The organism is Methylobacterium sp. TK31 (genome assembly GCF_055361545.1).
Genome location: NZ_CM143964.1, coordinates 97,396 through 109,754, shown reverse-complemented (window position 1 = coordinate 109,754; position 12,359 = coordinate 97,396). Strand labels below are relative to the sequence as shown.

At 72.0% G+C, this 12,359-nt stretch carries 7 protein-coding genes, 1 other RNA gene and 1 pseudogene; 3 read left to right on the top strand and 6 right to left on the bottom strand.

Annotation, left to right across the window (positions count from 1 at the left end; genetic code table 11):
• Positions 1–118: 118 nt before the first annotated feature.
• From ftsL to rnpB, 5 genes and pseudogenes are all read right to left on the bottom strand, one after another.
• On the bottom strand, positions 119–547 hold the full coding sequence (gene ftsL / locus ACXJY8_RS00570) for a cell division protein FtsL (RefSeq protein WP_055955178.1): 429 nt from the start codon (positions 545–547) through the stop codon (positions 119–121).
• On the bottom strand, positions 544–1,602 hold the full coding sequence (gene rsmH / locus ACXJY8_RS00565) for a 16S rRNA (cytosine(1402)-N(4))-methyltransferase RsmH (RefSeq protein ID WP_463774880.1): 1,059 nt from the start codon (positions 1,600–1,602) through the stop codon (positions 544–546). Before rsmH ends, ftsL begins: the two co-directional genes overlap by 4 nt.
• Before the next feature lie 403 nt (positions 1,603–2,005).
• Positions 2,006–3,667: a methyl-accepting chemotaxis protein gene (locus ACXJY8_RS00560; protein WP_463774877.1), complete on the bottom strand. Its 1,662-nt coding sequence runs from the start codon at positions 3,665–3,667 to the stop codon at positions 2,006–2,008.
• Between the two features lie 50 nt (positions 3,668–3,717).
• Positions 3,718–4,709: pseudogene (locus tag ACXJY8_RS00555) on the bottom strand (cytochrome-c peroxidase).
• Positions 4,710–5,146: 437 nt separating this feature from the next.
• An RNA gene (gene rnpB, locus ACXJY8_RS00550) (RNase P RNA component class A) lies at positions 5,147–5,556 on the bottom strand.
• A gap of 208 nt (positions 5,557–5,764) precedes the next feature.
• On the opposite strand from rnpB, the gene ACXJY8_RS00545 reads away from it, so the two are divergent.
• Positions 5,765–5,938, top strand: coding sequence for a hypothetical protein (locus tag ACXJY8_RS00545; RefSeq protein WP_200930083.1), 174 nt, complete (start codon positions 5,765–5,767; stop codon positions 5,936–5,938).
• Between the two features lie 70 nt (positions 5,939–6,008).
• Here ACXJY8_RS00545 and gloA read toward each other — a convergent pair whose 3' ends face one another.
• Positions 6,009–6,449 (bottom strand): lactoylglutathione lyase, encoded by a 441-nt coding sequence (gene gloA, locus ACXJY8_RS00540; RefSeq protein ID WP_463774873.1) that lies wholly within the window; start codon positions 6,447–6,449, stop codon positions 6,009–6,011.
• Between the two features lie 157 nt (positions 6,450–6,606).
• On the opposite strand from gloA, the gene pepN reads away from it, so the two are divergent.
• A complete protein-coding gene (gene pepN / locus ACXJY8_RS00535) occupies positions 6,607–9,234 on the top strand; it encodes an aminopeptidase N (RefSeq protein WP_463774870.1) in 2,628 nt (875 codons plus the stop codon).
• 193 nt (positions 9,235–9,427) lie between these two features.
• Positions 9,428–11,818, top strand: coding sequence for a PAS domain-containing sensor histidine kinase (locus ACXJY8_RS00530; RefSeq protein WP_463774866.1), 2,391 nt, complete (start codon positions 9,428–9,430; stop codon positions 11,816–11,818).
• The last annotated feature ends 541 nt before the right edge of the window (positions 11,819–12,359 follow it).

Below are 12,359 nucleotides of genomic sequence, written 5' to 3'. Positions count from 1 at the left end.
ACCCGGATCGCCTCCGGGGTCGCGACGGGAGCGGCCTCGGCGTTCGGGTCCGAGGGCCGGGCGGGGTCTCGGTCGCGTGGCAGGACTTGGTCGGGCGGCAGGACTTCGGACACGGGCACTACCTCGAAGTCGTGGTCGGGGTTCTGGTCGTGGTGGTGCGCGGCGTGATGCTGCCGGTGGTGCGCGGCTCGTCGCCGCCGCGGCCCGCCACCGGCTTCTCCTTCGGCGTCGCGGTGGCGGCCAGGAGCCGGCCGATCTCGTCGCCGCGGTCGGGGCGCGCCGGCAGGTCGGCGAGGCGCCCGAGATGGGCGGTGCCGATGGGCTCGAGGGCGAGGTAGCGCTCCACCGCCGCCTGGAGCCGGTCCGGACGGGTGAGGAGCTGCCACTCGGCGCGCAGCACCGCGATGGCCTGGCGCTCCTTCTTCAGCTGGGTCTGGGCCTTCGAGACCTGCCCGGCCTGGTAGAGCGTGTCGTACTTGATCGAGTAGGCGTAGATCGCCGAGCCGATCAGGCCGAGCACGGCGATGAGATTGAGCAAACGGATCACCGGCGCGCTCCTCCGCTCCGACCTGTCCGCGCCGGGAGCGCGGCCAGGGTCTCGATGGCGGCCAGGGGGGCGGGCACGGGGGCGTCCGTGCGTTCCACCGCGCGCAGCTTGGCCGAGCGGGCACGGGGATTGGCGGCGGTCTCGGCGTCGGTCGGCAGCACCGGACCCTTGGTCACGGCCGCGAAGCTGCGCGGGGCCGGCGCCTCCAGGCTCGGCAGGTGGCGGGAGGCCTGGGCCGCCCGGCCGCTGCGGGCCGAGAAGAACTGCTTCACGATCCGGTCCTCGAGCGAGTGGAAGGTCACCACCGCGAGGCGGCCGCCGGGCCGCAGGATGCGCTCGGCGGCGTGGAGCGCCTGGACCAATTCGCCGAGCTCGTCGTTCACCGCGATGCGCAGGCCCTGGAAGGTCCGGGTCGCCGGATGAATGCCGCTGGCCGGATCGGCCCAGACCACGCTGGCCACGATGTCGGCGAGCGCCGCGGTGGTCTCGATGCGGCCCTTGCGGCGCGCCTCGATGATCGCCCGGGCGACGGCCCGGGAGCGGCGCTCCTCGCCGTAATGGAAGATGATGTCGGCGAGGTCGGCTTCCTCGGATTCGTTGACGAGGTCGGCCGCGCTCGGCCCGGCCCGCTCCATGCGCATGTCGAGGGGGCCGTCGTTGCGGAAGGAGAAGCCGCGCTCGGCCTGGTCGATCTGCATCGACGAGACGCCGATATCGAGGACGACGGCGTCGGCCGAGGCGTGACCCGTGCCCTGCACGCTGACATCGAGGCCGCCGAAGCGGCCGGGCACCAGGGTCAGGCGCCCGGCGGCCTCGGCCACCAGGGGGGCGCCCCCCGCGATGGCGCCGGGGTCGCGGTCGATCGCCAGAACGTGAACGGCCGGGTCGGCGCCGAGCATCGCCCGGGTGTAGCCGCCGGCCCCGAAGGTGCCGTCGACCGCGAGCGCCCGGCCCGGCAGGTCGAGGACGGCGAGGACCTCGTCGAGGAGGACGGGGATGTGCGGCGCCCCGTCGGCGGACCGGCTCGCCCGCGCCTCGCGGGGGGCGCGCGTCATCGGACGATCCCGGTGCGCGGGAATCGCACGGCGGGCGACGGACGAAGTGGGATGAGCGGAGACTCGACCGGACTGAAGCGGCGCATGCGTCCCTTCCACGGGGCTGGAGCGCGCAGGCGCGGCTCGGAGAGACGAGGCGTCTCCGGGTCGACGCGTGACGCGACCGCGCATGCGGACACCGGCCTGCCTGGGACAGGCTGCGTCCGTCGATCCGAAAATCGCCGTTGACGGGATGAATCGGGGTACCATGGGCCTCTGAGCGCCGTCAACGAACCTGGCCGAGGGGGAGCGGCTCGTTCCGATCAGACCTCAGCAAGGTTAATCGAGCGTAAGTTTTCCCGCGCAAAGGCGTCGTTCCGGCGCGGTCGGCGCCCCGCATCCGGCCCGTCCCCGGGCCGCCGGCTCAGGCCGCCCGGACGTTGCCGAGGAACTCCTCGATCTCGGTCCGCAGCACGCGCGACTGCTCCGCGAGGGCATCGGCCGCGGTGGCGACCACACGAGCCACGCCGCCCGCGTCCTCGGCCGAGTGGGCGACCTCCCCGATATCGGCGGTGACCCGGTCGGTGCCGGCGGACGCCTCCGCCATGCTCCGCACGATCGCGTGCGTGGTGGCGCCCTGCTCCTCCACGGCCCCGGCGATGCGCGTCGTCACGCCGCTCATGGCGTGGATCTGCGCCGTGATCGCGTCGATGGCCCGGGCGGCGCCGTCGGTGGCCTGCTGGATCGCGGTGATCTGCTGGCGGATCTCCTCCGTCGCCCGCGCGGTCTGCGAGGCCAGTTCCTTGACCTCCGTGGCGACCACCGCGAAGCCGCGTCCGGCCTCGCCGGCGCGGGCCGCCTCGATGGTGGCGTTGAGCGCCAGCAGGTTGGTCTGGCCCGCGATGGTCGAGACCAGGCCGACGACGGTGCCCACCCGGGTGGCGGCGGCGGAGAGGGCCGCCATGCTCTCCCCGGTGCGGGCGGCCGCCGTCACGGCGGCGGCGGACAGGTCCGCCGCCTCCACCACCTGCCGGTCGATATCGGCGACGGTCGAACCGAGCTGGTCGGCGGCAGCGGCCACCGCCGTGAAGTTCCCGGAGGTCTGCCGCGCGGCCTCGGCCGCGCTGCTGGAGCGCGACGCGGTCCCGGCGATCGCCACCCGCATCGTGTCCGAGGCCGTCTGCAGGCCGGTCGCCGCCGCGCCCACCTGCGCGACGATCCCGCCCACCGATCGCTCGAACCAGTCGGCGAGGTCGGACAGCAGGCTGCGCCGCGCCTCCTCCTCGCGTAAGCGCGCGGCCTCGGTGGTCTGCAACTGCCGGGCGGCCTCCGCCAGGGACATGTCGCGGATCGTCATGACGGCGCGGGCGATGTCGCCGATCTCGTCGCGGCGCCCCGTCGCGGCCAGCGCCACGGAGGTGTCGCCGCCGGCGAGGCGGGTGGTGTCGGCGGTCAGGCGGACCAGGGGCCGGGCCAGGGTGCCGGCCAGCCACCAGGCCATGCCCGAGCCGAGGACCACGACGACGCCCACCAGCGCGAGCATGGCCCGGATCTGCAGGAGCGTCGCCGCGCGCGTCGCCTCGATCCGGGTCCGCGTATCCGCGGCGGCGAGGCTCACCGCCTCGTCGAAGCGCTGCCGCAGACGCCGGCTCTCCTGGGCCATGCGGTCGAGGGTGGGGATCTCCCGGGCCGGCCGGATGCCCAGGAGGACCTCCGCGTCGCTGCGCCATCCCCGCGCCTCGGCGGCGGCGCTGCGGGCCAAGGTCAGCATCCGGTCGGATTCGGCGAGGGTTTCGAGGCGGTCGAGCAGCGCCGTCAGCTGATCCGCGGCGGTGGTGAACTCCGCGTGGATCGGCGCCATGTCGAGGAGATCGGTCATCGCGCTCACCCGCGCGAGGAGATCCTCCGCGCGGTTGAACCGGTCGCGGGCGATGCGGCTCGCCTCGTTCATCTCGGCGGTGCGGCCGCCCAGGCGGGACAGGTCCTCGACGGCCCCGAGGCCGACCCAGCCGGTGACGCCGGAGAGAAGCCCCGCCAGGAGCATGAGGCCGAGCAGCGGAAGCAGGATCGTGTAGCGGATCGACATCGCGGTGGCTCTCGTCGGGGTCGGTTCGGGCGGGGTCGGTTCGGGCGGGGTCAGTTCGGCAGGTTGGGGAGCGCGGTCCGGGTCTGCTCGGCCGTCAGGGAGCGCAGGAACGCGATGAGGTCCGCCCGCTCCTCCGGGGCCAGCCGGAGCGGCTTCATCAGGGGCGACTTCGAGGGCCGCGCGATCCCGCCGCTCTCGTAGAAGGCGATGATGGCCTCGAGGTCGGCGAACTGGCCGGCATGGCCGAAGGGCGCGCGATAGGTCAGGTTGCGCAGGCCCGGGGTCTTGAAGGCGTGCCGGGCCAGGACCGAGTCGGGTTCGAAGGCCGCGCGGCCCGGATCCCGGGTCGGGAGGCCGAGGTCGTGGAACCGGTTGTCGGTGAAGTTCCAGCCGGTGTGGCAGCCGGCGCAGCCCGCCTTGCCGGTGAACAGGGCGAAGCCGCGCTGCGCGGCCGGCGGGATCGCGGTCTCGTCGCCCTCGACCCAGCGGTCGAACGGGGCCCAGCCCGAGACGACGGTCCGCTCGTAGGTGGCGATCGCGGTCAGGATCCCCTCCTGCGTCACGCCCTGGCCGGGAACAGCCGGGCGAACCAGGCCTCGTATTCCGGCCTGGCCCTCAGGCGGGCGACGATCTCGGGAAACTTGCCGTCCATCTCCGCCTCGGCGGTGATCGGGCCCATGGCCTGCGTCTCGAGGTCCGGCGCGCGCCCGTCCCAGAACAGGGTCGGAATCCAGGCCGCGTTCAGCACGGTCGGCGCCTTGCGGCCCAGGGGCATGTTGGTCGCCCCGATCGCGCCCGGCACCGGGACCTCGAAACCGAAGGACGGATTGTGGCAGCTGGCGCAGCTGAGGTTCTGCTTGCCGCTCAGGCGCGGATCGAAGAACAGCATCTTGCCGAGCGTCGCCATCTGCGGCGCGTACGGGGCGTGCGCAGGAAACGGGATCGTGGTCGGACGCCGATAGGCAGCCTTCGGGTCGTCGGTTGCGGAGGCCGCCACGACATATGCGGCGAACACCAGGGCGCCGGCGGCCAGCCTCTTCATCCCGCGCAGGAACGGCATCGCGAAACCTCGGATCAACGACAACGACGACCCGCGAAAACTTGTCTTCCGCAGGATCATGTTTCGTCTAGCGGAGATGAATTAAGCAATTCCTCGGTCCGGAACCAATCATTCCGGCCGAGATCTCGGCATGGATTTGAGCGTCATCGCGGCTATACATGAGATCGTCCGAAGATGTGCAAGGCCCATACGCACGATCTCATCGTGCGCGCGCTGCGAAGGCCGTGGACGAACGGAGGTTCGGCGCGGTCGATTTCGGCGGTCCTGCAGGGACTCTGAGCCTGCAGATCTACGTCAGAGCCGCGAATGCAGGCGTGGCCGGGACGCGGCGACGGCGACGGCGACACCTGCGATGTCCCGCGCGAATGCTGGCCGTCGCGACCGCCGGCCTCGGGGCGGGGCGGCGGCGGACCGGCGAGGGGATCAGCCGGCCTGTAAGCCGGGTTCTGTAGGGCCCGGGCACCTCGCGGTCCCCGGACGTGGCGGCCATTCCTCTGGGACGATCGTTGCCGACCGCCTCGAGCAACCAACCCGGGCGACGGGCCTGGAGAGAGGGCCTGGCGGACCGCGAGGCCCGCCGTGTCGCCCCTATTCGGTTTTGCTCCCGGTGGGGTTTGCCGTGCCGTCCGCGTTGCCGCGTCCGCGGTGCGCTCTTACCGCACCCTTTCACCCTTACCGCGGATCGGCCGAGGCCGGTCCGTGGCGGTCTGCTCTCTGTGGCACTGTCCCTGGGGTCGCCCCCGCCGGACGTTATCCGGCACCGTCTCTCCATGGAGCCCGGACTTTCCTCCCCGGGCGTGACGCCCGGAGCGGCCGCCCGGCCGACTGATCCGGCGCGGATGTGCGCCGGGCCCGGGCCGGGGGTCAAGGGCCATTGCGGCCGGCGGGCTGCCCGCCCGGGCGGCATGCCGGGATTTTGCCGAGATTTTGGCCTCCCGGCTTGCGGCGGTCGCACGCCGCTCCAGGTGCTCCAGAGCCGTCCCGGAGATGGCGCGACGGCGACCGCCGGCCGACGGCATCCGGATCAGGAGGACGCGATGGCGACAAACGACACGGCCTGGACGCTCGAATCCGTCCAGCAACTCACCGAGATGGCCCGCGAGGGCATTCCGGTCTCGGTCATGAGCCTCAAGCTGCGCCGGCCGATCGAGATCGTGGCGGCCAAGCTGAGCCAGCTCGGCATCACCCCGGCGCCCGAAACCGGCGCCTGAGGCCGGCGAGACGGATCGGCAGCGAAGGTCGCGGCGAGCCGCCGGCGCGGGGCGGCTCGCCGACGACGGCCTACCAGCTTCCGGTGTTCTCCATGGAGGACCAGGGCTCCTGCGGCGGCTTGGCCGGGCCCTTCTGCAGGAGTTCGATCGAGATGCCGTCGGGCGACTTCACGAAGGCCATGTTGCCGTCGCGCGGCGGGCGGTTGATCGTGATGCCGGCCGCCTGCAGCTTGGCGCAGAACGCGTAGATGTCGTCGACCTCGTAGGCGAGGTGTCCGAAGTTGCGGCCGCCCGAATAGGTCTCCGGGTCCCAGTTGTGGGTCAGCTCGATCACGGGCGCCTGGGTCTCCTTGGCCGTGCCGGCATCGTCGGGGGCGGCGAGGAACACGAGGGTGAAGCGGCCCTTCTCGTTGTCGACGCGGCGCACCTCCTGCAGCCCGAAGGTGTTGACGTAGAAGTCGAGGGCGCGGTCGAGGTCCGCGACGCGGACCATGGTGTGCAGGAATCGCATGGGTGGGCTCTCCGAAGGGACGGCGCCGCGGGACCGGCGCCGAAGGACCTGCGCCTATCTGGTCCGGCGCATGCACGCGTCAACGAGCCGGGGGCCGCCCGCGTTGCGCCGCCGCCGCACACCCCGCACAGTGGCGTTCTGACCGCGAGGAGCCCGCATGCGCACCGAAACCCCGATCACGATCCGCCTGGAGGATTACCGCCCCAGCGACTACCGGATCGGCACGGTGGATCTCGACGTCGCGCTCCATCCCGCCGCGACCCGGGTCCGGGCCCGGCTGACCCTGTCGCCCGATCCGGCCGGGCGCCCGGGCGCGCCGCTGGTCCTCGACGGCGAGGACCTGGTGCTGGAGCGCCTGAGCCTCGACGGCGCCGTCCTCGCGCCCGAGGCCTACGCCCTGTCCCCGTCCGGCCTGACCCTGCACCGGCCGCCGGCGGGCCCCTTCACCCTGGAGATCGAGACCCGGATCGACCCGAGCGCCAACACCAAGCTGATGGGGCTCTACCGCTCGAACGGAGTCTACTGCACCCAGTGCGAGGCCGACGGCTTCCGACGGATCACCTACTTCCTCGACCGGCCCGACGTCATGGCGGTCTACACCACCCGGATCGAGGCCGACCGGGCCGAGGCGCCGGTGCTGCTCGGCAACGGCAATCCGGTGGATTCCGGCGAGGCCGGCCCGGGGCGGCACTACGCGGTCTGGCACGATCCCCACCCGAAGCCGGCCTACCTGTTCGCCCTGGTGGGCGGGCGCCTCGACCAGGTCCGGCGCCCCTTCATCACCAGCGAGGGCCGCACGGTCGAGCTCGCCGTCTATGTCGAGCCCGGCAAGGCCGCGCGGGCGGACTACGCCCTCGACGCCGTGGCCCGCTCGATGGCCTGGGACGAGACCGCCTTCGGTCGCGCCTACGACCTCGACGTCTTCAACGTCGTCGCGGTCTCGGACTTCAACATGGGCGCGATGGAGAACAAGGGCCTCAACATCTTCAACGACCGCTACGTCTTGGCCTCGCCCGAGACCGCCACCGATGCGGACTACGCCGCCATCGAGGCGATCATCGCGCACGAGTACTTCCACAACTGGACCGGCAACCGCATCACCTGCCGGGACTGGTTCCAGCTCTGCCTCAAGGAGGGCCTCACGGTCTTCCGCGACCAGGAATTCTCCTCCGACATGCGCTCGCGCGCGGTGCACCGCATCGGCGAGGTCCGCACCCTGCGGGCGCGGCAGTTCCCCGAGGATGCCGGGCCGCTCGCCCACCCGGTGCGGCCGCGGCACTACACCGAGATCAACAACTTCTACACGGCCACCGTCTACGAGAAGGGCGCCGAGATCGTGCGGATGCTGCGCACGCTCCTCGGCGCCGAAGCCTTCCGGGCCGGGATGGACCGCTACTTCGCCGACAACGACGGCAGGGCCGCCACGGTGGAGGATTTCCTGGCCGCCTTCGCCGCCAGTTCGGGCCGCGACCTCGACGCCTTCGCCCGCTGGTACGAGCGCCCCGGCACGCCGCGGGTGGCGGTGCAGGGCAGCTACGATCCGGAGGCGCGGACCTACCGCCTCGCCTTCCGCCAGAGCCTGCCCGGCGCGCCCGACGCCCCGCCCCTGGTGATCCCCGTCCGCCTCGGGCTCGTGGGCGCCGACGGCCCGGTCGCAGCGGCGAGCGAGCGGGTCCGCGACGGCGTCTTCGTCCTCGACGGCATCGGCGACACGTTGGTCTTCACCGATGTTCCGGCCCGGCCCGTGCCCTCGCTGTTCCGCGGCTTCTCCGCCCCCGTCCGGGTCGAGATCGAGATGACCGATGCCGACGCGCTGACGCTGCTGCGCCACGACACCGACCCGTTCAACCGCTGGCAGGCGGCCCAGAGCGTCGCCATGCGCCTGCTGATCCAGGGCACCCGCTCCGGTGCCCTGGCGGAGACCGGGGCCGCGGGCTTCGGCACGGCGCTCGCCGGCTTCCTCGAGGCCGAGGCCCTGGCCGACCCGGCCTTCGCCGCCCTGGTCCTCGCCCTGCCGAGCGAGGCCGACGTCGCCAACGAGATCGCCACGGAGATCGACCCGGACGCGATCCACCGGGCCCGCCACGCCCTGCGCCGGCAGCTCGGCACGCAGCTGAAGCCGCAGCTCCTCGGCCTGCGCGACGCGCTGGCGGACGCGGACGGCACGCCGTTCAGCCCCGATGCCGCGGCCGCCGGCCGGCGCGCCTTCCGCAACGCGGCCCTCGACCTCGTGGCGGCGGCCGATCCGGCGGCCGCGACCCTGCTCGCCGCGCACCAGACGGAGACGGCGACGACCATGACCGACCGGCTCGCCGCCCTCTCGGTCCTGGCCCAGAATCCCGGCCCGGAGCGCGAATCGGCGCTCGCGCGATTCGCCGAGGCCTACCGGGCCGAGCCCCTCGTCCTCGACAAGTGGCTGGCGATCCAGGCCGCGATTCCCGAGGCCGGGGCCCCGGAGCGCATCCGCGGGCTGCAGAATCACCCGGCCTTCTCGATGACCAATCCGAACCGGGTCCGGGCCCTGATCGGCAGCTTCAGCATGGGCAATCCGACCCAGTTCAACCGCCCGGACGGAACCGGCTATGCCCTTGTGGCGGACGCGGTTCTGGCCCTCGACAGGACCAACCCGCAGGTGGCCGCGCGCCTGCTCACGGCCTTCGGATCGTGGCGGATGATGGAGCCGGAACGGCGCGCGCGGGCCCGATCGGCATTGCTGAAAATTCGCGCTGTTGCCGGTCTGTCACGGGACGTCGGGGACATCCTCGACCGGACCCTCGCCGGCTAGCAAGTGCCTGAAGGGAATCGGGTTTTCGCCGGCCGGCATGCCCGATTTGGCACCTTGGATTCGCGTTCGGAGTCAAGCGTGGCCGGAAAAAACGCGTGGACAAGACCCCACCGGAGATGTTGAATCGTATACGATTCGAAAGGCGGAGCGGCCCGCCCTTCCGGTGCACAAATCCCAACGGCGGAGTTAGTCCATGCTGGAGGCGGATTCCGCTTCCCTCTCCGCGCGTGCGGATACGATTCTGGGCATCCACCGGCCTCAGCATGCCGCGCATGTCCGTTTCGTGCGCGCCGAGACCTGGCTGCGCTTCGCCCTGCCGGCGCTCTTCGCCACCTTCCTGATCTGCCTCGGGGCGGTGGCGGCGATGCTGCTGCAGGCCCAGCGGGAGGAGGTGATCCGCGCGGCGACCACCGACGTGGAGGCCGTGACCCGCCTGGCCGCGGCCGCCTTCGCCGGGGTCGACATCGACGGCGAGGCCAAGGGCGAGGCCGCCCACCGCAACCTCGGCTCGCTGCTGCCGCCGGGCCTGCTCCATGCCGGGCGCCGGATCCTGCTGATCTCGCCCAACGACGTCATCGTGGCTGCCAACCCGCCCCTGCCCGGCCCGCGCCGCACCCTGACCCAGCATCTGGGGGAGATGCAGGCGCTCTCCACCCTCGGCGAGAGCGCGGGCGTGATGACCGTGACCCTGGCGGACGGCTCGGTGGTGATCGCGGCCCTGCGCAACCTGCCCGGCGGGCGCGGCCAGGTGGCGGTGCTCCAGCCGCTCGCCGACATCACCGCCGCCTGGACCACGCGGATGCGCAACCAGGCCATCCTCCTCGGCGCCGCCGCCCTGGTCATCATCGGCACCGGCATCGCCTATGCCCTGCAGACCCGCCGGGCCTACGCCGTCGACCGGGTCTGCGAGGAGATCAAGCAGCGCCTCGACACCGCCCTCGGGCGCGGCCGCTGTGGCCTCTGGGACTGGGACATCCCGCGCGGGCGGATCTACTGGTCCGATTCGATGTACGCGCTGCTCGGCTACCACCGCGAGCGCGAGTTCCTGTCCTTCGGCGACGTCAACGCCCTGGTGCATCCCGACGACGGCGACCTCTACAGCCTCGCCCGACACCTCGCGGCCAGCCAGTCCACCGTCGACCACGAGTTCCGGGTGCGCGGCGCCACCGGCAACTGGGTCTGGATGCGGATGCGGGCCGAGATCGTGCCCGACACCATCGACGGCGGGCGCCACCTCGTCGGCATCGCCCTCGACGTCACCGAGCAGCGCACCCTCGCCGAACTCAACGCCACCGCCGACATGCGCCTGCGCGACGCGGTCGAGGCCATCTCCGAGGCCTTCGTGCTCTGGGACACCGGCAACCGCCTCGTGCTGTGCAACTCGAAGTTCCGCCACCTGCACGCCCTCAGCCCCGAGGATGCGATCCCGGGCCGGCGCTATGCCGAGATCATGGGCCGGGGCGTGCTGCCGCCGGTCCGGCGCGAGCTGCGCGACCTGGAGCCGAGCGGCGCTACCGCCCGGACCTTCGAGGCCGAGCTCACCGACGGCCGCTGGCTCCAGATCAGCGAACGCCGCACCAAGGACGGCGGCTACGTCTCGGTGGGCACGGACATCACCAACCTGAAGCGGCACCAGGAGCAGCTGGTCCAGTCCGAGCGCGAGCTGATCGAGACCGTGCGCGACCTCAAGCGCTCCCGCCGGACCCTGGAGCTCCAGACCCAGCAGCTCGCCGACCTCGCCGAGCGCTATCTCGACCAGAAGGCGCAGGCCGAGGGCGCCAACCAGGCCAAGTCCGAATTCCTCGCCAACATGAGCCACGAGCTGCGCACGCCGCTCAACGCCATCATGGGCTTCGCCGAGCTGATGGAGAGCGAGGTCTACGGCACCCTCGGCTCGCCCCGCTACACCGACTATTGCCGCGACATCCGCTCCAGCGGCGACTACCTGCTCTCGGTCATCGACGACATCCTCAACATGTCGCGCATCGAGGCGCAGACGGTGAAGCTCGCCCCGCGCGAGATCGCGGTGGCCGGGGCGATCGAGGGCACCCTGAAGCTCGTGGGCGAGGCGGCCCGGGCCAAATCCCTGACGATCAGCGTGGACGTGGTCGAGGCCCTGACCGTGCTGGCCGACGAGCGCGCCCTGCACCAGATCCTCACCAACCTCGTCCAGAACGCGGTGAAGTTCACCCCGGCCGGCGACGGTCGCATCATCATCAAGGCACGCCCGGCCGGGGCCAACGTCCACGTCTACGTCGAGGATACCGGCATCGGCATCCCGAAATCGGCCCTGCGTCGGCTCGGCGCCCCGTTTCAGCAGGTCGAGACCAACCTCACCCGCAGCCACAAGGGCTCCGGCCTCGGCCTCGCCATCGCCCGCTCCATGGCCGAGCTCCACGGCGGCGCCCTGCGCATCCGCTCCCAGGAAGGCCTCGGCACCATCGTGATGGTGCGCCTGCCGGTCCCCACCCCGGAGAACCGCCGCAACCTCGTCCCCGACGCCGCCCAGGAAACCGTCGCCTCCCTCCGCGACGCCGCCGGCGCCACCCCGCGCACGCCCGAGGCGACGGCGGAGACGGTCTGAGGGTTTTCGGGGCGGGGGCCTCTGGCAGGCAGGGGGATTGAAGAGACCGATTCGCTCGTCGGAAATCCACGCGCAGCACCACGTCATCCCGGAGCCGCGCAGCGGAGTCCGGGATCCAGAGACGCAGGTGGTGCAGGACTTTACGCCGTCAGCGGCTCTGGATTCCGGGCTCGCCTACGGCGCCCCGGAATGACGGTGTGGTGCCACCTGCGATCGCCTTGCTGAACGGAGAGGATCTGACCGGACACCGGACACGCAGCACCGAGTCATCCCAGGGCCGCGCAGCGGAGCCCGGGATCCAGAGACGCAGGTGGTGCAGGACTTTACGCCGTCAGCGGCTCTGGATTCCGGGCTCGCCTACGGCGCCCCGGAATGACGGTGTGGTGCCACCTGCGATCGCCTTGCTGAACGGAGAGGATCTGACCGGACACCGGACACGCAGCACCGAGTCATCCCGGGGCCGCGCAGCGGAGCCCGGGATCCAGAGACGCAGGTGGTGCAGGACTTTCCATCGTCAGCGGCTCTGGATTCCGGGCTCGCC